Source organism: Pseudovibrio sp. JE062 (assembly GCF_000156235.1).
Classification (GTDB): domain Bacteria; phylum Pseudomonadota; class Alphaproteobacteria; order Rhizobiales; family Stappiaceae; genus Pseudovibrio.
This window is the reverse complement of sequence record NZ_DS996809.1, coordinates 310,617-330,971: the sequence shown is the minus strand read 5'-3', so window position 1 is coordinate 330,971 and position 20,355 is coordinate 310,617. Positions and strand designations below refer to the sequence as shown.

Here is a 20,355-nt window from a genome sequence, read left to right as displayed (position 1 = left end):
ACTAAAAACAATGCGGATAACAAATGAAAATCAAGACGGTTGATAGAGCAACCGCTCATATCTACGACAATCTCTGCCAGGCTTACGAGGCAGAGTTCTCGCCTCTCACGCACAAACAGCCTGACGCCAACGGCCTGTTCGCCAAGGACACGCTGCTGGAAGGCAACATCACCGGCTATCTGGTGTACAGCAACGACCTCCCGGCAGGACTGGCGGCCATCAAGCAGGAGGAGCAGGAGGGGTTCGAAGTCTGCGAGTTCTACGTCGTGCCTTACTACCGCCGACACAAGCTGGGCCTGCAGTTTGCCAGCGCGCTGTTTGATCAGATGCCCGGCAACTGGCAAATCAAACAGATTGAAGGCGCTGACCACGCCACCGCCTTCTGGCGCGCTGTGGTGAACGACTACACCTCAGGCCACTATCAGGAAGACAGCTACAACGATCCGTACTGGGGCAACGTCACCCGCCAAACCTTCAGCGCTCAGAAGCACTAAACGCAGTCACAGGCGGATAGTCGTTACAAAACAGGCACTCAGACAGCAAAAAGCCGGGCACTGGACCCGGCTCATAACGCTTGCTGTCAGTCTATTTTAGCTGGCGCGGCGGTTGCGGCGGTCGCTGACTGGCTGATAGGCAATGCTGCGGTGATGCGCGCAATACGGTGTGCCTGCATCTGACTGACGACCGCAGAAGTAGAAGTCTTCAGAACCCGGATCGCCAATTGGCCACTTACAGGTGCGTTCGTTCAATGTCAGGATGGATGCGCGTTCGGAAACCGGAATAAAGATTTCTGCGACTGGGACGGGAGCGATTTCGGTCTCGATCGTTTCAATTGGCTCAACTTTAAGAGCGTTGGCGCCTGCCACTGTTGGCTGAACTTGTCGAGGAGTAGGAGAGGGAGCTGCTGCTGCGACCGCTTCGGTCACTGTCGGTTTAATTGGAGAAGCTGTTCTTGCCGCTGGGGCAGTTGCCTTTCTCGTCTTGGTTGCACCGCCCCCTGATTTAGCACGCCCTGAAAGCCCGAGCCGGTGAACCTTACCAATTACGGCATTTCGGGTCACATTGCCTAGCTCCCCAGCGATCTGGCTTGCGCTTAACCCGTCTGCCCAAAGCTTGGTTAGTAACTCTACACGTTCTGCTGTCCAGCTCATTAAAGGCCCCCGTCTTCCTTCAGTGGCGCGCAAAACAGTATTCGCTCAGCTCGGACGTATCCGAATTTGCCGCTAACCTGAGCGTGTGTGCTTGCAGCGTTCAGTAACTACGAGATGGTGTATAACTCTTATCGCACAGTACTATATCGGCGTTCCTACGAGCAATAACCTCAAAGAATTGAGGTGGGGAAGACTCTGGTTTTCCCCAGAATTGCCGTACTACTACTTACCTATAACAGCCTTCTTGTGGTGGGAGAAGATTATCAATCTAAAGAATAGGAGCTGTTTGTTAAACCAAGTTCCACCGCATTCTTTCCAACACAAAGTAAGAGCTGATAGCGTTACCCCGTTGATATTTAATACATATATTTACCACTGAAAAACAACTAGTAAAAAACACTAGTAAACTACAAATTGCAGTGCAGATGCACTCGCCGAATGACACCTTCATATGACGCGGTACACGCTAGAGGTGTATTGAATAAACCTTAAGAGATATGGAAAAAAACTGGCCAGTGAAGAGGGGATTAGACCTCTACTCCACCATTTAAAAATGCCACAATGTGCCCTTCCTCAGGTAGCAGACCAACCGGAATGCACCGATAGGAAGCACAAAAAGCCGGCTGCCCATTCCTGAACAGGAGTAAGGTATTGCTGGCAATACGTGTTATTGACTGCCCTGAGGGAACGCGGTTTATATGTCGCCTTCCTTACAACCGGACACCTTCGGGTGTTGAATGAAGCGCCAGATGGCGTTTTTTGTTTTTGTAGCAACCAAGATTTTTGAGCAGAGTGCTCAATCCATGAGGAGTGAGAAATGACGACTTCGTCGCTAATGCAGACTTATGCACGTTCAGACCTGGCGTTTGAGCGTGGGGAAGGTGTCTGGCTTTATGCGGCTGATGGTCGACGATACATGGATTGTGCCTCGGGTATCGCCGTCTCCGGCTTGGGTCATGCGCATCCAAAGCTCGTTGAGGCGCTGAAAGGCCAGGCTGAAAAGCTGTGGCACGTCACCAACCTCTACACCATTCCAGAGGGTGAAAAGCTCGCAAAGCTGCTGACAGACAACACCTTTGCGGATGTTGTGTTCTTTACCAACTCCGGTACGGAAGCGACTGAAGGTGCCATGAAGGCAGCGCGTCGCTACCACTTTGCCAAGGGCAATCCGGAAAAGAACCGCATTATCACCTTTGAAAATGCGTTCCACGGCAGAACCATGGCAGCTCTGGCTGCTGGTGGTCAGCAGAAGTATCTGGAAGGCTTCGGTCCAGCACCAGAAGGTTTTGATCAGGTGCCGGCTGGCGATCTGGAAGCAGTCAAAAAGATAGTTGGCCCGGAAACCGCAGCCATCATGCTGGAGCCAGTTCAGGGCGAAGGCGGCATCCGCTCTATGGATCCAGCTTTCCTGAAGGGCTTGCGTGAGATCTGTGATGAAAACGACCTGCTGCTGATCTATGACGAGATCCAGACCGGCGTTGGTCGTACCGGCAAGCTCTTTGCCCACGAATGGGCTGGTGTTGCACCAGACCTGATGGCGATCGCAAAAGGCATCGGCGGTGGCTTCCCGATGGGGGCGTTCCTCGCAACCAATGAAGCGGCCAGCGGCATGGTGCCGGGCGTGCATGGCACAACATTCGGCGGCAACCCGCTGGCAATGGCTGTCGGCACTGCTGTTATGGAAACCGTCCTGGAGCCGGGCTTTCTCGAAGCTGTTCAGGAAAAAGGCCTGATGCTGAAGCAAAAGCTGGCCTGCATCGTAGATCAGCACGGCGACGTGTTTGAACTGGTGCGCGGCGAGGGCCTGATGCTTGGCCTCAAATGTAAGGTTCCAAACACCCAGCTGCTGGTTCACATGCGCAACAATGGCTTGCTGCCGGTTGGTGCGGGAGACAACGTGCTCCGCATTATGCCGCCAATGACCATCACCGCTGAAGAAATTGACGTGCTCGCCCAAAAAATTGAAGCCGCTGCTGCGGACATGGAAAACGAGCTGAAAACTGCCGAGACTGCCAAATGACTACACTGACAAAACCACAGCACTTTCTCGATATCAGTGATTTTTCTAGTGACGAACTCCGTCACATCATGGATGTCTCCAAGCAGATCAAATCCACCCGCAATGGTGTTCATCGCGGGCAGGGGCCTCTGGCAGGCAAAGTGCTGGCCATGGTCTTCGAACAGCCATCCACCAGAACCCGCATCTCCTTTGATGTGGGCATGCGCGAGCTTGGCGGCGAAACCCTGATGCTGACCGGTGCAGAAATGCAGCTTGGCCGTGGCGAGTCCATTCCGGACACCGCCCGCGTCCTGTCCCGCTTCGTCGACATGATCATGATCCGTATGCTGGACCATGATGCCGTCAGAGAGCTGGCAGAATATGCGACCGTGCCTGTCATCAACGGTTTGACCAAGATTTCACATCCTTGCCAGATCATGGCAGACATCATGACCTTCGAAGAACACCGCGGAAGCATTAAGGGTAAAACCGTTTCCTGGGTGGGTGACAGCAACAACGTTCTTTATTCCTGGATCGAAGCGGCATCTAAATTTGACTTCAAAATTAACGTTGCCGCACCAAATGAGCTGACAGTACCCCTTGAATGGATCGAAAAGGCCTATACATCCGGTGCTGAACTTTCAGTAACAGACGATCCGTTTGCTGCTGTTAAAAACAGTGATTGTGTTATCACCGACTGCTGGGTTTCCATGGGTGACAGCGATGCTGAAACCCGTCACAACATGCTGGCTGCCTATCAGGTGAACGAACGCCTGATGAGTGAAGCCAACGATTCAGCCCTGTTTATGCACTGCTTGCCTGCACATCGTGGGGAAGAAGTGACAAATGAGGTGATCGACGGCCCGCATTCTGTGGTATTCGACGAGGCAGAAAACCGACTCCACGCCCAAAAAGGCATTATGGCGTGGTGCATGGGTGCATCGCCTCAAGGATAAAGCATATCGCTGAAAAGTGGCTGCTGGTTTTCAGAGAACGATATGCGCAAGCATAGTGCATATCGCTGAAAAGTGGTTGTCCGGTCTTCAGTTGAAGATATGCGCAAGGATAAAAGAACAAGATGACAAATACACCTGCTCAACCGACCGCCGCCGGCGTTGACGCTGTCGTTCCATTTGCTGTTGAAGCACTGGACGTTCGCGGTCGGGTTATCAATATGGGGCCGGTGCTGAACTCAATGCTGGCGCGGCACAAGTACCCTGCGCCAGTAAACAAGCTGCTGTCAGAGGCAATTGTCCTGACATCCATGCTTGGCAGTACCCTCAAGTTCGAAGGTCGCCTGACTCTGCAAGCCCAGACAGACGGTGCAGTCTCCATGCTGGTGGTAGACTTCAACGCGCCTGACGGCCTGCGCGCCATGGCTCAGTTTGACGAGGCAAAGGTTGCTGAAGTCGCAAGCAAGGATGGCTTCAAGCCAGACCAGCTGCTCGGCAAAGGCCATCTCGCCTTCACCATCGATCAGGGCGCCCATACTAGCCGTTACCAGGGTATCGTTGTTCTGAACGGCACCACTCTGGAAGAAGCTGCGCATGAGTACTTCCAGAAGTCCGAACAAATCCCGACATTCGTTCGCCTCGGCGTTGCTGAAGTGCTGACCAAAGCAGAAGAAGGGGGCGCAGAGCACTCCTGGGCTGCTGGCGGCATCATGGTTCAGTTCCTGCCACAGTCTCTGGATCGCCTGAGACAGGCAGACATCCACCCAGGCGACGCGCCAGAAGGGCACGAAGCCCATCAGGTCGACGAAGACGACGCATGGGTCGAAGCACGCTCACTGGTTGAGACCGTGAAAGATGACGAACTCATCGATCCAAGCCTCACCGTTGAAGGTCTGCTCTACCGTTTGTTCCACGAACGTGGTGCATCCGTCTTCTCCCCGCAGAGTATGGCAGACAAGTGCACCTGCTCTGAAGAAAAGATCACTGCCATGATGCAGAACTTTTCTGATGCAGACAAAGCTGAGATGAAAGCGGAAGGCACGGTCCACATCAAGTGCGACTTCTGCTCCAAGGATTACGAGCTGGACGCCAACAAGGTGTTCAAGGACTAATCCTTTCAGGAAAAGCGTAAATAACGCAAACGAACGCAATAAAAAACGCTGTCAGAAAACCTCTGACAGCGTTTTTCTTTAACTCATTGAAATTGAATGAGTTATGCCGTTAAACACGATCAAAGATCGATCCCATGCGCGGGCTGAACAACCGGTCATAGGTTTTCAGCAACATCATATCCGTCATGCTGGCAACGTAGTCACAGATGATCCGTGAACCATCTTCAGCCTCTTTGAAGTCCGCATAAACATCTTCTGGCAAGAATGCCTTGGGTTCGCTCATCAGCGTCTCAAAGACAGCAACCACCATAGTCTGCCCTTTGAACTCAAGGTGCTGAACGTTTGGCGCCTGAATAACCCGTTCAAAGACAAAGTCTTTCAGTGCATTAAGCACCTTCGCATGGCCTTCTGGCAGAACAGCCTTGTACTTCAAAAGCGGCTCGCTGAACGCTTCTTGTTCCTTGATCTGAACAGCCACAATGAAGAAGTGAACCAGCTTACCGATGAACTGCTTTCGCCGATTGGCATTGCCAAACAGCCCCGCAATCATCTGCTCATAGGGGTCTCTTGAATACTTACTCGGATTGCTGGAAGCCAGATCGTCAAGGAATGCCGAACAGTCTTCTTTTGAGATATCCTCCCGGAACTGCTCCTCGCGCACCAGCCCCAAAGCAATCGCATCTTCAAAGTCATGAACCCCGTAGGCGATGTCATCAGCCAGATCCATGATGGAGCAATCCCATGATTTAAAACGGGATTTTGCGTGCTTGCCGTCTTTACGCACAAAGCTGCAGAACAGCGAGCGATCCTGCTCAGAGAGCGGCTCTAGCACCCAATCGACGATCTCTTGTTCCCCATCCATAAAACACTTAGGCGGAGCAGAGCGTTTCCTGTCGATCAGGCTCACTGTTGAAGTGTTGGGGCTAAGCTGCGGGGATAAATTGGGATTATGCACGCGGGAAAACGCCACCGGGTACTTCATCATGCCCAGTAATGCCCGCCGTGTCAGATCCGCCCCATGCTTGGCAGACATCTTCTCCAGCCGTGAAACAATGCGCAGGGTCTGGCCGTTGCCTTCAAACCCACCATTCTCCCGCATGCAGTAGTTCAGCGCCACTTCACCTCCGTGCCCAAATGGTGGGTGCCCGATGTCGTGACAATAACTTATTGTTTTTACGAGGCTTTCTTCCGGGATATAAGCATAGGCCGGGTGATCTTTGAAGAACGCCCGAAACTGCCGCGTGATGCCCGAAGCAATCTGCGCCACTTCCAGAGTGTGGGTCAGGCGTGTGCGATAAAAGTCGCTGTCGCCCAGATTGAGGATCTGGGTTTTCCCCTGCAGGCGGCGAAAGGCATGAGAGTGAACAATGCGGGCATAATCTACATCATAAGGCGTTCGCGCATCATCCGACTTGGGAACCCAGCCACTCTGACGAGCAGTCCAAACAACATCACTCACGTCTAAACCTCACCTAAAGCGTATTCCCGAAAAGTGGGCACCGGTTTTCGGAGCATGAATACGCGTAACAAACAACTGAAAAGCCCTGCACAACAAAGCGCAGGGCAGAAAAAAGCTTAAGCTATCAGGCTCTTAAGGAACTCGGCGGTCTTTGCAGCAGACTGCTCGATATTGCCTTTCCAGGTGGCGGGAGAAGCCCCGCGCGGTGCCAGATCATGGTTGCCATCCTCCAGCCAGTCAATGCTGATTGTCTCAGGAAGATCAACAGCTTGCACCTCGCTCTGGTTCCCCATCTGATCCCGGTCACCCTGCGCAATGAAGATCGGGCGCCGAGCATTTTGCAGCGGCTCCACACGCCAGTCCGCCAGATCAGATTTCCCAATAGCATGAAAGGGATAGCCCAGACATACAACGCCCAGAACCCGCTTCGGAAGGCTCTCACCACCCGCCAGCATCGCCGCAACGCGTCCACCCATGGACTTCCCACCAATCAGAACCGGCCCCTCAGCATTTTCCAAAATCAGCTGTACAGCCTTTTGGTACTCACCAATCAGCTTGTCAGCTCTTGGTGGAGGCGATTTCTTCCCTGTTTCCCGACGTTTAGCCATATAGCCAAACTCAAACCGCGCCACAGCAATGCCGTTCAAAGCCGCCGCTTCCGCATACCGGTTCATAAAATTGGCATCCATCGGCGCACCCGCACCATGAGCCAACACCAGAGTGCCAAGGCACTCACCTTCAGGACGTGTCCATAAAATCTCAGTCATGACGCTATTTTAACGCCTCTTTCACATCAAAAGTGACAGGAAATTTACTTGTCCCCGTCTTCAATAAGACCCATATTCAAATTAGCTAATATAAATGCGTAGAACCTACGCGAGAATAGAACGGAATACATTATGGAAGAAGGCGTCATTCGCCTGGGAATTTTTGCAGGAGCGTTCCTTGTGTTCGCACTGCTGGAAATTTTTATCCCCCGGCGCTCCGAGAGCCAGGAACGGCCACAGCGCTGGTCCACCAACCTCCTCTTGTCCGCAATCAACACGCTGATGCTGCGCTTTGCCCTGCCTTTTGCTGCAGTTTCAACGGCTTACTGGGCGCAGATGCAGGGCTTCGGTCTGGTTCACTGGCTGGCGCTGGATCCTGTACTCGGAGGGATCATTGCATTCTTTGCCCTCGATTTCGCCGTATGGGCCATGCATGTCGCAAGCCACAAAGTTCCGTTCCTGTGGCATCTGCATAAGGTGCATCACACCGATCCACGCTTCGATGTCACCACCGCACTTCGCTTCCACCCGCTGGAAATTGCCGTCTCTATGCTCTGGAAAGTGATCGTAGTCGCGCTGCTTGGTGCACCTGTCCTCTCAGTTGTGATCTTCGAGGTGGTCCTCAATGCGGCTGCCATGTTCAACCACGCCAACATAAAGCTCTCAGAGAAAGCTGACCGTGTGCTGAGATGGGTGATCGTAACGCCCGACATGCACCGCATTCACCATTCAACCCGCCCAATCGAAACCGATAGCAACTACGGCTTCAACTTTCCTTGGTGGGATCGGTTATTCTCCACATATGTCCATGATCCGAAAGGTGGGCAGGAGAACATCACGTTTGGTCTGAAGGAATTTCAGGGTAAGGAGCCTCGCCAGTTAGGCTGGGCATTGCTGTTGCCTTTCAAGGCCCTAACCCATGTACAAGGCTGGCTCTCCAGTCGCGTAAACAAAGATGGCACGCCAAAAGCAGGGCACTAGAAAAAGCCACGTGGGAAATATCTGAGATAAAGTTCCCCCAATCGGCCATTGGATTGAAGGCGGGTAAGACCAAGATTGATCGCATTTAACATCTTGGTATTGCCTGCCTTTGTTGCAATGGCCAGCCCGCCACTGAAGTAACTCGGGTCCAGCCACGGCCCTCCAGCAAACTTGCAGCACCCGCTGGCCTTCTGCGTATCCAGCCAGAACGACAACCGCATCCCATCACCGAACAAGGCATCTACCTCGGAACTCACAAGAGCGTTTCGTGCAAGTTCTTCATTTTCAAAGGGAACTGCAATCGCATCCGTAAAGAACCGCTCCAAGAATGCTTCGTGTCGAGACCCTTGAACCACCGCAACGCGTTTGCCGCCCATTGTTTCAGGCAGTGGCTCTAGAGTGCTGCGCTTGCTGGTTACAAAGCGCCCTGGAAAGCGCATGTAAATCTGTGAAAAGGAAAGCTTTTCAAGGTTAGCCGGTGTCATGCTGACGCCAGCAATCACAGCATCAGCCTCACCATTGGCCACGGTATTGGCCAGGTGGTTAAACGGCAGAATCTTCAGGCTGCAAGCCGCTTTCAAGCTCTGGCAGATCTCGCGGGCAAGATCCACGTTGTATCCCATCAAACGTTCTTCACTATCCCGGAAAATGAAGGGCGGAAAATCATCGGCTGCAATGAAGCGAATACGCTCCGGCGCCTTGCCAGTTGTCGCTAAGCCAGATTGCCCACCTGAGAACAGTGGGATTGTCACAGAAGAGGGAGCTTTTCGCGAGTTTACTGCATTTTCAGAGCCATCGTTTCCCGCTCCCAACAAGGGAGAGCTCTGGGAAATCGCCCATGTATCAGTGCCATATGCATTCTGTGCCATGACATTTGACGTCGCGAAAATGAGCGGCTGGGCACTACAGAAAATCAGCAATATGAAGAATAAAGGGAAACGCAAAAGCTATCCAATCCAGTTTGCAACAGAGCGTAAGCCTAACGGGAAATTCTCAAGGAGATACTAAGTGAATGTCTGCGAGAGGGAAAGGCCTGTAGCCGGAAACCAGCCTCATGGATTAACAGGGGCGGACGTATCATGGGGAAGTCGGGAATACTCTGATAACTCAGTGAGTAACGAACCATCGAGGTCAGTGCAGCAGGCAAACACTCTGCGTTCTCTGGCGCTCTCCATCAGCCGTATCGACAGCATGCGCTCCGCAGAAGCGGGGCAAGCCTTGCGTAGCCGCATGACAACCATCACACCGCTAGAAGCACCTTCCCATTCGCAGAGGACATCACCAGTTGTTCGAACCATCTCGGGTGACTCTGATAAAGAACGCTATGTCCCGGAATTCCTGCGTTTACGCAATGCTTTAGAGCGAGATGTCTTGCTGCAATGCAACTGCTCTGATGCCTTGATTGACTTTGCAAAGTCCCGATGCTCAGCTGAAGATAAATGCGTCAGCAGCTATCTGATTGATCAGGGCTTTCTGGATGCCTCCGTGTTTTATTGGGGCATCTCCGGCAAAATGAACATCCGCTACGCTGCAGATGGCAGCCTCTCTGCCATTGCTCCCATCTCGAACAAGCTGAAACCCTTTGAAACGGAAGGCATTCTGTTTGTACCAGCACTGGACCTGAACCAGAAAGTTGTCTTTGCCGCAGCTCCTCTCGGGCACCAACTGGAGGCCTTTGAGCGGGCGCTTGGGTACTTTGACGAAGCCACCAGCAAAATTGTCGTGGTAACTCCTGAGTACCAAAAGGCACTCACCGTCACCACAGCAAGCTCTAACGCCTTGGCGCAAGACGATCTTTCCATGTCAGCGGTTCATCGTTTCATGCCGTCACAGCGAAAGCTTCTCACGGTCTCGCCAATCTTCTTCCTCGGCACAATCGGCTTTGCATTTGATGTCTTCTACTGGGCTCTTTTCATACTGCTGACGCTCTCTCTCGGAGCCATAGGCTTACTCCGGATTGCCTCCTTCTTCACCTATTCCGACAAACAGGACTTCGCAGTTCCGGAACTCGAAAACTGGCCGCATTACACCATTCTGGTTCCGCTTTACAAGGAGTCGGCCATTTGTCGCCAACTGGTTGATGCATTGGATGCATTGGATTACCCGAAAGAAGCGCTCGATGTTATTTTTCTGGTGGAACAGGATGATGAACTCACCCAAAAGAACCTGCGCAAACTTCTGCGCAAATCCATGCGGATGATCATCCTGCCTCCCGGCAAGCCTCAAACCAAACCAAGAGCACTTTCTGTTGGTTTAGCTGCCACAAAGGGGGAGTTTGTCACGGTTTTTGATGCAGAAGACCGTCCGGAACCGCAGCAACTTAAAAAAGCGATCTGCCAGTTTGCATTGGAAGGACACGACGTCGCCTGCTTGCAAGCCGCGCTATCCATCGATCACGCTAAAGATGGCTGGCTCGTGCGCCAGTTTGCCTTTGAGTATGCCGCTCTGTTTGATGTCTTCTTGCCGTTCCTTTCGCGCAAGAACCTGCTGCTCCCGCTGGGTGGAACCTCCAACCATTTCCGCGTCAGCGCGCTTCGCAAAGTCGGGGGATGGGATCCCTTCAACGTCACTGAAGATGCAGATCTCGCCGTCAGGTTTGCCAGACAGGGCTTCAGAACGCGCACCTTGAACAGCTCCACCTATGAGGAAGCGCCGCTCACGCTCAAAGCTTGGCTGCATCAACGCACCCGTTGGCATAAAGGCTGGATACAGACCCTTGCCGTCCATCTCAGAAACCCACGATTGACCTATAAGCAACTGGGTGCAACGAACTTCGCCCTCCTGCTGCTGACCTTCTTTGGCGGTATGCTGTGCCTCTGGGCCGCTCCATTGACAGCATTGATGTTTGCTGAAGTCCTTTGGGGAGTACACCAAACCGGCCTGCAAGCCTTCGATGCTTTCAGCATCTACGCACTCTTCTGTTTCCTATTCGGTTTGGGCGGGACTGTCGTGACTGTCCTTCAAGGCAGCGCAAAGCGGGGCTTCAGACCTCGTGGCTGGGAGATTGCAAGTATTCCGCTCTATTGGGTACTTGGCTGCATTGCCTCCTACAAAGCCCTGTTTGAGTTCATCGTCAAACCGCATTATTGGCGAAAAACCGAGCACGGCATCGTTCGGCACCGCGGAAAAATCAAGGATGCAGAAGGAGTCTAGCTCTGCGGATGCGATGGAGGTTTCCAAGGGATACCGAGCGCAACGACTGTAAGCTCACAGGGCTGGCTCTCATAAAACTGGTTGAGCACCTGATGAAACACTGTTGGATCATCTGCCGCATATGCAAACAGGGTGGCACAGCTGCGTACCTTCATGCTGTCAATCTCACCAAGGATCTGGCGGGAGGTAAGGTCGATATGCTGAAGCAACAACTGGCAACACCCGCGCAAACGTGAGGCGAGGAGGGTATAGGCAAGATACCGTCGTGCTTCATTAAGGTCTTCAATCCCATAAAAGTGCGCCATTGAGGAGCGTCCGAGTTGGCGAAGTTGCGGGAAGATGAACCAGATCCAATGACTGGTCTTATGGCCTTGTATCAACTCCTGAACCACCTGCTGAAACACCGGCTCTTGCCCAATAATAAACCGGGTAATGTCGTCCTTAACGGTTCTGACCATGGGGTTTCCTTCGCTTGGTTGCAGCTTAACAGAAAACACTGCGAGTATGACTACACAGCGAAAACACTAAAACATTCAGTGCACAGCCGGAGCTAAGGCGGTGTAAGTACCTAAGAGTGGACTACATTTTTACCACACTGAGTAATCTGCTGTTTGCTGTCCTGATAAGTTTCACATTGCAAGAACATAAAAAACATCTGGTTTCGGAGTTCTAATTGACCTTCCCTAACGTAATGTTCTGGGTATATGGACGATGCGAGAAAAACTTCGTGCGATCATCGAAAGTAAGGCTTGGGAGTACACAATCATATCCATTATCGCGCTAAATGCGATAACACTAGGGATAGAAACCAGCCAGACTGTTCAACAACATTACGGCCCAATTCTCCGCACATTGGATGACATCGTAGTGGGCATTTACGTGGTCGAGATATCTCTGCGCGTATATGCATATGGCTTACGGTTCTTTCGAGGAGCCTGGAACCTCTTTGATTTCATAATCGTAAGCATTGCTCTTGTTCCAACCACCGGCCCAGCTGCCATACTGCGCTCACTCAGGATCCTGCGTATCCTGCGCCTGATCTCAGTTGTGCCATCGCTCAGACGCGTAATCGGAGGGCTGGTTCTGGCATTGCCCGGTATGGGTTCAATCATGCTACTCCTGTCTCTCGTCTATTATGTCTTCTCCGTCATGGCCACGCAGCTCTATGGCGAGACCTTCCCTGAATGGTTCGGCACAATCGGCGCTTCAGCCTATTCTCTGTTCCAGATCATGACGTTGGAGGGTTGGAGCGATGCGATTGTGCGCCCGGTCATGGATGTTTATCCCAACGCCTGGATGTTCTTCATTCCCTTCATCCTCACCACGGCCCTGACTGTGCTGAACCTGTTTATTGGTGTCATCGTGGCAGCCATGGAGGAGGAGCATGAAAAGGAGATGGAAGAACACCATCACTACGTGCGCATGGAAGCCAGTGAGATCATGAAAGAACTCAGAACATTGCGGCAGGATGTGGCAAAGCTGAGACGCAACCGTAAAGCCAGCCACAAACAGAAAGTCGAAATGACTTAAGCGCAAAGATACGACCGCCGGTTGACAAAACAAGCGGCGGTCTCAACGCTACGTTATCGAAGTTAAAACGACATCTTTCACGCCAGCCCACTCATATTTCGCAAAGCCTCAGCCTCTGAGCGGGTTGCTGTCGCAATATCTACAGAATTTGAACAAATTTGTGTAAGGTCTTGTGGAAACGAGCAACCCCATGAAAACTATAAGCTAAATTTGGTGGTGTTGTTTCACCTTTACTACCTCTAGTTCTTGGCGATTTCTTCATCTCTGCGCGCCATTATTTTGCTGGCCCCTTTCAACTTGAAACCATCAGATAAATACTTAGGGTGGGCCCAAATACGTATTGTGAGGTCAAGTGTCGAAATGCGGGCGAAGTTGCGATCCATCATTGAAAGCCGCCAATGGGAATACACAATTATTAGTATAATCGCGTTGAATGCTATTATCCTGGGGTTGGATACAAGCATGTCGCTGATTGCGAATTACGGCATGATCCTGCGGTTTCTGGATGAGTTGATCCTCGCAATTTTCGTTGTAGAGCTGACTTTGCGTATTATCGCGTTTGGCCCAAGTTTCTTCAAAGGCCCTTGGAACCTCTTCGATTTCTTCATCATTTCCATTGCGCTTGTACCGGCAACCGGCCCGGCAACCATCCTGCGTTCTCTGCGAATTCTCAGGATCTTACGCCTGATCTCGGTGGTCCCTTCGCTGCGAAGCGTCATCGGTGGCCTCATCCTTGCGCTGCCAGGCATGGGCTCTATCGTTCTGCTCATGGGGCTCGTATTCTATGTCTTCTCCGTCATGGCGACACGGCTATACGGCGCAGTGTTCCCGGAATGGTTCGGCTCCATTGGCGCTTCTGCCTATTCCTTGTTCCAGATCATGACGCTGGAAAGCTGGAGTATGGGCATTGTGCGTCCGGTGATGGAAGTTTTCCCGAATGCGTGGATGTTCTTCATTCCCTTCATCCTGTGCACAGCCTTCACGGTGTTGAACCTGTTCATCGGTATAATCGTTGCAGCAATGCAGCAGGAGCATGATAAGGATCTTGAGGAAGACCGTATCAACGTGCACGAAGAAACACGCCACGTTTTGCACGAACTCAAAGATCTGAAGATTGAGTTGCTCAGCGAGCTGGAGCGCATCCGAAAGGACCGCAAAAAAGGCTGACACACTCTCAGGTCTTTGCAGTGTGGGGCTCCTCTCTCTTCAAAGGGGGCTCGCTACTGCATTTATGATCAAGTCGTGTTGAAGTAATCTTGATCGCAGCGCGTGTGGATTGCGGGATTGCTAATATAGGCACCTGCATAAAAAAGGCCTAAGACGAAAAGCATATCTGATAGGATACGATATGTTTGATGCAAAACTCCGCGGCTATATAGATCCCCCACTCAACAGAATGGGAAAAGCACTGGCAGATCTTGGGATTACGGCAAATGCTGTAACCTTGGTTGGCCTCGGCTTTGGTCTTGCTGCAGCTGCGGCAGTGGCTGCCGGTCAGTTCTATACTGCACTGCTGTTCATCTTGCTCAATCGCTTTGCCGATGGGTTGGATGGGGCAATCGCTCGAGCAGCTGGATCCACCAACCTCGGCGGGTTTTACGACATCACATTCGACTTCATCTTTTACGGAGCCATCCCGCTCGCCTTCGCGTTTGTCGCTCCTGAACAGAACGCCTTGGCCGCAGCTGCGCTACTTTTCAGCTTTTACATTAACGGTTCCACATTTCTTGCATTTGCCACTCTGGCACAAAAGCTGGGTATGCAGACCACATTGCGCGGTAAGAAATCCTTCTATTATCTGGGAGGGCTGGCTGAAGGCTTTGAAACCATTGGCGTCTTCGTCGCATTTTGCTTGTTTCCCACTTACTTCTCATGGGTTGCGTGGACTTTTGCTGCGATTTGCACACTTTCGGCCATTTCTCGCGTTTTCATGGTCAGGCATATGGTTTTGAACCACCCAGATCCCTCGGTGTAAGATCGTTGCTCTTGCGAAGATCGGGGTGAAAAGGCTAGACTTATTAAAAATAGGATGCGTACTGCTGTTGTAATTGCAGCGGAATTTTCCTGAAATATGGGTTGTGCTATGTATCGTGCCGTTACCCGAAATATACAGATCACTGTGGAGCCGTATTATCTTGCTGAGGAGTCTACTCCCGAAGATGAGCAGTTCTTCTGGGCCTATACGGTCTCGATTGAAAACTTCAGCTCCGAAACCGTGCAGCTGCGCTCGCGCCACTGGCATATCATTGATGCCAATGGTCATACGCAGGAAGTCAACGGAGCAGGGGTCGTTGGGGAAGAGCCAATCATTGAGCCAGGCGGCTCATTCCAATACACATCCGGCTGCCCTCTCAACACCTCCTCAGGGATCATGACAGGCAACTACCGTATGCAAACGGACAAAGGCGAGTTCTTTGCGGTGAAGATTCCGGCGTTCTCACTAGACCTGCCGGATATGGTTAAGACAGTGCACTAGGGTACTGTCTTGAGAAGTACAGTCATTTTGGGGCTTTGTGACCCTTATTCAGCTTCCTCAGGCTTTGATGCTGACTGACCTGTCATGACATTGTGAACTTCTTGGAGTGTAAGAGGGGCACATTTAATGTGTTTTTTGACAGAAACAAATGGTAGCCACAAAATCAATTGCTTTGTCCATGCAAACTCATCTGGGCAATAGATTGGATCAAATTTTTCGCTTGATTGATAGTTCTGAGCCAATAGCTCGTAAAAATCATCAAAATCGTCCCCGTAGATACCTAGATCTTGAACGACCCTAGTAGACAAGCTCAAGCTTTCGAGTTTTTTGCTGCTAATTCTAATCTCTTTCAAAGCAAGATATATTTCCTTTGGGACATCCATAATGAAGCAGCTCGCACATAAAGATGGTGGACATCTTGGTTAATAGAGTCTGAGGTATCAAAGGGTGGATAGTTTGAAGTAAGGACGGGCAGCCAAACCACCCGCCTTCCATAAAAATCTTGGCTTACTGAGTACGGAAACGCGCCTGTGCACCGCGCTCGATGGCAGCGATGGTCAGCTTGTCCAACTTCAGGTGGTCGCGCAGCAATTGTAGCATGCGCACTTCTTCAGGGCTTACACGAAGGTCAGCCGCTGCAATCTCAACACCAAGCGCATAAGCCGTGTCATGCAGTTTGGTTGGCAAAGACTCTGCCACAAGCGCCAATGTTGCGTTCATGCCATTTTCGCCGGAAAGACGCTCAGCGCACTGCTGGGTGATCTTGATCAGGTCATTGTCATCAAAGTCTTTGAAGACAGGGAGAATGCCCACAATATCGCCAAGCTGACGCAGCTCTGCATCGCTCATCGCGCTATCTGCGGCAGAAACCATCACCATTACATGAATGAGAGCTTCTTCTACGCTCAGTAATCTATCTATTGTACCCATATCTCCCCAAAGCAAAAAGCTTTGCCTCTTGGTTTGCTTTAGTTTTTTGCTATGCCAAATCGTCCGGCAGCGGTTAATGACTGCAAAGGTAAGGGGGCTTCCTGCCTCATACAAGGGGTTACAGCCGAAAACCCGAGAACTGTCATTGACGTGGGCGCCAGTTTTACATAAGTTCGCGCAGCTTTCCGGCATCAAATATAGCTGGTGAAAGCAAAACTCAGTTACAATTTAATCTCCAAATACGGATCTCAAAATCCATGTCTACGAACAGTTTGCCTCAACTCGATCTCAGCCCAGAACTTATCGAGGCGGCACAGGTATCTAAAGCCTGGCCGTTTGAAGAAGCACGCAAACTGGTCAAACGGTTGGAGAAGAAACCCAAGACCGGGCCGGTCTTGTTTGAGACCGGCTATGGTCCATCTGGTCTGCCTCACATGGGCACCTTTGGCGAAGTTGCCCGCACCACCATGGTGCGCACCGCCTTTCGTTTGCTCACACAAGACAAGATCCCGACCAAGCTGATCTGCTTCTCAGATGATATGGATGGCTTCCGCAAAGTGCCAACCAACGTGCCTAACCAGGAAATGCTGGCAGAGTACCTTGGCAAGCCACTAACACGTGTGCCAGACCCATTTGGCGAGTTTGATGGCTTTGCCCAGTCAAACAACGCTAAGCTTATGGCGTTTTTGGATAAGTTTGGCTTCGAGTATGAGTTCGCGTCTTCCACCGAGTACTACACATCCGGTGTGTTCGACAAAGCGCTCCTGCGTATGCTGGAAGTCTACGACAAGATCATGGCGATCATCCTCCCAACACTGGGAGAAGAGCGTCAGGCAACATACTCGCCGTTCCTGCCAGTTTGCCCGCGTACTGGCGTCGTACTTCAGGTGCCAATGGTAGATCGCAATGTCGAAAAAGGCACTGTGACCTACATTGATCCGGAAACGGAAGAGCGTGTGGAAGTGCCGGTAACTGGTGGCGCAGTGAAGTGTCAGTGGAAAGCTGACTGGGCACTGCGTTGGTATGCGCTGGGCATCGACTATGAGATGGCTGGTAAAGACCTGATCGACAGCGTGAACTTGTCTGGCAAGATCTGTAAGGCTCTGGGCGGCCCTGCTCCGGAGGGCTTCAACTACGAGCTCTTCCTGGACGACAAAGGCCAGAAAATTTCCAAGTCCAAGGGCAACGGTCTGACCATGGAAGAGTGGCTGACCTACGCTTCTCAGGAAAGCCTGTCTCTGTTCAACTTCCAGAAGCCAAAGACGGCGAAGAAGCTGTACTTTGATGTGATCCCGAAAGCAGTTGACGAGTACTGCACCTTCCTGTCCAAGTTCGACAGCATGGAAGCAGCGCAGAAGCTGATGAACCCAGTCTGGCACATCCACTATGGCAACCCACCGAAGGAAGAAATGCCGATCTCCTTCGCAATGCTGCTCAACCTCGTTTCTGCATCCAACGCGGAAAACAAGGACGTACTGTGGGCGTTCATCTCCCGCTACGCACCGGGCTCTTCTGCGCAGACGCATAAGATGTTGGATGAGCTGGTTGGCTACGCAATCCGCTACTACGACGACTTCGTAAAGCCTACGAAGAAGTTCAAAGCACCGGATGACGTAGAGATCGAAATGCTCACTAAGCTGGACGAAGTGTTGGCTGGTCTGCCTGCTGATACGGACGGCGGTGACATCCAGAACGCAATTTACGACATTGGTCGTAATATTGAGCGTTACCAGAACACAGCCAAGCCGGGTCCAGATGGTCGTCCGGGGGTTGCGCAGACCTTCTTCTCCGCGATTTATCAGGTACTTCTGGGGCAGGAGAAAGGTCCTCGCTTCGGATCCTTCATCGCTCTCTACGGTATTCCAGAAACCCGTAGTTTGATTGCAAAAGCACTTGCAGGAGAGCTTGCAGCGTGATGAATTAGCCCCCTCAAACGAGGGGGCTTTTTTATGTCTTTTCCCAGCTGGCTTACTTGGGCACTTTTACCTGTTTATATTGTCGAAGGTTTGCGCGCACGCGCCAACTCCGTGCGTTTTGCACCTGCTCCCGGTCCTCAATCCGGCGAAATCGCCGGGCAGGGCAAACAGATCAACCTGCTTGTCGTCGGAGATTCCTCCGTTGCAGGTGTCGGCCTTGATCACACCACAAATGGTCTGACCTACAAGCTGGCCACAAAACTCTCAGAACTCAGCGGCCAGCCTATCAAATGGCGGGCTGCGGGCAATAACTCTGCAACATCAGCACAGCTGCGGGATGTGGTTGTGCCGAACCTGCCGGATGAGGACTACACTCACGTTTGCATTAGTATCGGCTTCAATGATCTGAAGAACTTCAAATCCGGCCGTGCTTGGAAGAAGGGCTTTGGCGAGTTGATCTACGCGCTGCGCACCAAGTACCCAAACGCACGCCTTTATTGGCCCAATCTCATGTCTCCCACATACGTGCCAGCCCTCTCAAAAGCGCTGGCGGGTGTTCTGGAGCCTCGGCGTCAGATGATCAACCGTGTCGGCACCCAGCTTTGCTTCGAGCGTGGAGCCATCTCCATGGCAGCGATACCGGAAATCACCAGTGCAGCCTTCTGTGAGGACGGCGTGCACGCGACATCGCTGGGGAACCAGATATGGGTAGACCACATGGTCGCTGATCTTCTTGAGCGCGGCCTCCTAGGGCTGGAAGATAAGGATGAAGTAGAAGACAAACAGAACCAGATGGACAGCGCCCTGTAGGGCGTTCGTTCGGGTCCCTGTGAATGTGATCATGCTCAGGATCAGTGTCAGCAGCAGCAGGATCATGTCCGTATCCTTCACACCCAGCACAATGTGAATGTCAAAGATCCCGGCTGCGATCAAAACCGCCGGGACAGTCAACCCGATGGTCGCCAGAGCCGAACCCAGACAGATGTTGACCGACCGCTGCAGCCTGTTGGCCAGCGCAGCGCGGAAACTGCCAAGCCCTTCTGGCGTCAGAACCAGAAGCGCAACAAGAACACCGCCAAAAGCTGCAGGCATATGGAAGCTGGCAATGCCAAAGTCCACCAGAACCGCGAACTTCTTGGAAAGCAGCACGATCGGCAACATGGTCAGGATCAGGAACATCGCATGATAGCCGGTGGAGTAAATCTCCAGATCATGATGATGGTCATCCTCATCATGCGCGTGCTTATCATCCTCAACTTCATCCTTCGCCATCAGAAACGATAGAGCCACACCGGAGTGCGGTTTCGGCTGTATGAAGAAGGACTTATGCCGGATACTCTGCGTTGCCAGAAACACTGCATAAAGCAGACTGATCATCACCGCGAAGGAAATCTGCTGTCCGGTGGAAAGGGATGGATCTGCGGTGGAGGTGGTGTAACGGGGAAGGATCAGAGAAAACGTTGCAAGCGGAATGAGAACTGAAAGGAAGGAACGGGCACCTGTGGTGTTGAAGGGCTGTTCTCCATACTTGAGGCCGCCCAGAAGTAGACTGATGCCCACCATGCCATTCAATACGATGTTGAGCACCGCGAGCATCGTATCCCTCGCCAGAGGCTCATTGGTGCCACCTGTCAGCATGATGGAAACAATCAGCGAGACCTCAATGCCGATCACCGATAGAGTTAGGATCAGTGTCCCGTAAGGTTCCCCCAGAATGACGGCCAGACAGTCCGCATGGCGCACCACACCAAAGGCGCACCACAGCATGACGCTGAAAAGCCAGATGAAGCAGAAGATCTGCACGGCAAGGCCCGCTGAGGGCTGCAACAGGTCCGCCCCAGCCAGAAAGAAAAAGGCTGTGGTTGCAGCACCTGCCAGAAAACAGGCTTCTCGTTTAAGTGTACTCCAAAACCCTGACATTATACTTT

General features: G+C 52.0%; 20 protein-coding genes. 12 read left to right on the top strand and 8 right to left on the bottom strand.

Annotated elements, in window-relative coordinates; genetic code table 11:
• Positions 1-23 precede the first annotated feature (23 nt).
• Positions 24-494, top strand: a complete 471-nt coding sequence (locus PJE062_RS13940; RefSeq protein WP_008549983.1) for a GNAT family N-acetyltransferase — start codon at positions 24-26, stop codon at positions 492-494.
• Between the two features lie 96 nt (positions 495-590).
• On the opposite strand, the gene PJE062_RS13935 is transcribed toward PJE062_RS13940, so the two are convergent.
• Positions 591-1,151: a GcrA family cell cycle regulator gene (locus PJE062_RS13935; RefSeq protein ID WP_008549984.1), complete on the bottom strand. Its 561-nt coding sequence runs from the start codon at positions 1,149-1,151 to the stop codon at positions 591-593.
• An 817-nt stretch (positions 1,152-1,968) separates the two neighbouring features.
• On the opposite strand from PJE062_RS13935, the gene PJE062_RS13930 reads away from it, so the two are divergent.
• The 3 genes from PJE062_RS13930 to PJE062_RS13920 all read left to right on the top strand — a co-directional run bounded on the left by PJE062_RS13930 (position 1,969) and on the right by PJE062_RS13920 (position 5,215).
• Positions 1,969-3,171 carry an aspartate aminotransferase family protein gene (locus PJE062_RS13930; RefSeq protein WP_083793255.1) on the top strand — a complete coding sequence of 401 codons (1,203 nt, stop codon included), beginning with the start codon at positions 1,969-1,971 and terminating at the stop codon, positions 3,169-3,171.
• Complete coding sequence (gene argF, locus PJE062_RS13925; RefSeq protein ID WP_008550068.1) at positions 3,168-4,106, top strand: ornithine carbamoyltransferase; 939 nt, start codon at positions 3,168-3,170, stop codon at positions 4,104-4,106. The genes PJE062_RS13930 and argF overlap by 4 nt, the downstream gene beginning before the upstream one ends.
• A 122-nt stretch (positions 4,107-4,228) precedes the next feature.
• Positions 4,229-5,215, top strand: coding sequence for an Hsp33 family molecular chaperone (locus PJE062_RS13920; protein WP_008549972.1), 987 nt, complete (start codon positions 4,229-4,231; stop codon positions 5,213-5,215).
• 109 nt (positions 5,216-5,324) lie between these two features.
• Here the strand turns inward: PJE062_RS13920 and PJE062_RS13915 are convergent, their stop codons facing one another.
• Positions 5,325-6,674: an anti-phage deoxyguanosine triphosphatase gene (locus tag PJE062_RS13915; protein ID WP_008549702.1), complete on the bottom strand. Its 1,350-nt coding sequence runs from the start codon at positions 6,672-6,674 to the stop codon at positions 5,325-5,327.
• Positions 6,675-6,790: 116 nt separating this feature from the next.
• Positions 6,791-7,441: an alpha/beta family hydrolase gene (locus tag PJE062_RS13910; protein WP_008550060.1), complete on the bottom strand. Its 651-nt coding sequence runs from the start codon at positions 7,439-7,441 to the stop codon at positions 6,791-6,793.
• Positions 7,442-7,573: 132 nt separating this feature from the next.
• Here PJE062_RS13910 and PJE062_RS13905 point away from each other — a divergent pair, with 132 nt between their 5' ends.
• Positions 7,574-8,422, top strand: coding sequence for a sterol desaturase family protein (locus PJE062_RS13905; protein ID WP_008549541.1), 849 nt, complete (start codon positions 7,574-7,576; stop codon positions 8,420-8,422).
• Here the strand turns inward: PJE062_RS13905 and PJE062_RS13900 are convergent.
• On the bottom strand, positions 8,419-9,291 hold the full coding sequence (locus PJE062_RS13900) for a transporter substrate-binding domain-containing protein (RefSeq protein ID WP_008549796.1): 873 nt from the start codon (positions 9,289-9,291) through the stop codon (positions 8,419-8,421). The genes PJE062_RS13905 and PJE062_RS13900 overlap by 4 nt on opposite strands.
• 241 nt (positions 9,292-9,532) lie before the next feature.
• Here PJE062_RS13900 and PJE062_RS13895 point away from each other — a divergent pair, with 241 nt between their 5' ends.
• Positions 9,533-11,575 (top strand): glycosyltransferase family 2 protein, encoded by a 2,043-nt coding sequence (locus PJE062_RS13895; RefSeq protein ID WP_037036950.1) that lies wholly within the window; start codon positions 9,533-9,535, stop codon positions 11,573-11,575.
• Here PJE062_RS13895 and PJE062_RS13890 read toward each other — a convergent pair.
• The gene (locus PJE062_RS13890; protein ID WP_008549599.1) at positions 11,572-12,033 is read right to left on the bottom strand and encodes a DUF1810 domain-containing protein; all 462 of its coding nucleotides are present in this window, start codon (positions 12,031-12,033) and stop codon (positions 11,572-11,574) included. The two genes, PJE062_RS13895 and PJE062_RS13890, sit on opposite strands and share 4 nt — an antisense overlap.
• A gap of 253 nt (positions 12,034-12,286) precedes the next feature.
• Between PJE062_RS13890 and PJE062_RS13885 the strand changes: the two genes are divergently transcribed.
• From PJE062_RS13885 to apaG, 4 genes are all read left to right on the top strand, one after another.
• A complete protein-coding gene (locus PJE062_RS13885; protein WP_008549589.1) occupies positions 12,287-13,105 on the top strand; it encodes an ion transporter in 819 nt (272 codons plus the stop codon).
• Between the two features lie 360 nt (positions 13,106-13,465).
• The gene (locus PJE062_RS13875; protein ID WP_083793254.1) at positions 13,466-14,272 is read left to right on the top strand and encodes an ion transporter; all 807 of its coding nucleotides are present in this window, start codon (positions 13,466-13,468) and stop codon (positions 14,270-14,272) included.
• Positions 14,273-14,453: 181 nt separating this feature from the next.
• Positions 14,454-15,080, top strand: coding sequence for a CDP-alcohol phosphatidyltransferase family protein (locus PJE062_RS13870; protein ID WP_008549886.1), 627 nt, complete (start codon positions 14,454-14,456; stop codon positions 15,078-15,080).
• A 108-nt stretch (positions 15,081-15,188) separates the two neighbouring features.
• Complete coding sequence (gene apaG / locus PJE062_RS13865; RefSeq protein WP_050773922.1) at positions 15,189-15,581, top strand: Co2+/Mg2+ efflux protein ApaG; 393 nt, start codon at positions 15,189-15,191, stop codon at positions 15,579-15,581.
• Positions 15,582-15,625: 44 nt separating this feature from the next.
• On the opposite strand, the gene PJE062_RS13860 is transcribed toward apaG, so the two are convergent.
• Positions 15,626-15,964: a hypothetical protein gene (locus tag PJE062_RS13860; protein WP_037036946.1), complete on the bottom strand. Its 339-nt coding sequence runs from the start codon at positions 15,962-15,964 to the stop codon at positions 15,626-15,628.
• A 124-nt stretch (positions 15,965-16,088) separates the two neighbouring features.
• Positions 16,089-16,502: a tellurite resistance TerB family protein gene (locus PJE062_RS13855; RefSeq protein ID WP_037037084.1), complete on the bottom strand. Its 414-nt coding sequence runs from the start codon at positions 16,500-16,502 to the stop codon at positions 16,089-16,091.
• A gap of 266 nt (positions 16,503-16,768) precedes the next feature.
• Here PJE062_RS13855 and PJE062_RS13850 point away from each other — a divergent pair, with 266 nt between their 5' ends.
• Together PJE062_RS13850 and PJE062_RS13845 are read left to right on the top strand one after the other, a co-directional pair.
• Positions 16,769-18,427 carry a lysine--tRNA ligase gene (locus tag PJE062_RS13850; RefSeq protein ID WP_008549852.1) on the top strand — a complete coding sequence of 553 codons (1,659 nt, stop codon included), beginning with the start codon at positions 16,769-16,771 and terminating at the stop codon, positions 18,425-18,427.
• Positions 18,428-18,460: 33 nt separating this feature from the next.
• Positions 18,461-19,237, top strand: a complete 777-nt coding sequence (locus PJE062_RS13845; protein WP_037036944.1) for an SGNH/GDSL hydrolase family protein — start codon at positions 18,461-18,463, stop codon at positions 19,235-19,237.
• On the opposite strand, the gene PJE062_RS13840 is transcribed toward PJE062_RS13845, so the two are convergent.
• Positions 19,175-20,347 carry a calcium:proton antiporter gene (locus PJE062_RS13840; protein WP_008549892.1) on the bottom strand — a complete coding sequence of 391 codons (1,173 nt, stop codon included), beginning with the start codon at positions 20,345-20,347 and terminating at the stop codon, positions 19,175-19,177. The genes PJE062_RS13845 and PJE062_RS13840 overlap by 63 nt on opposite strands.
• Between the last annotated feature and the right edge of the window lie 8 nt (positions 20,348-20,355).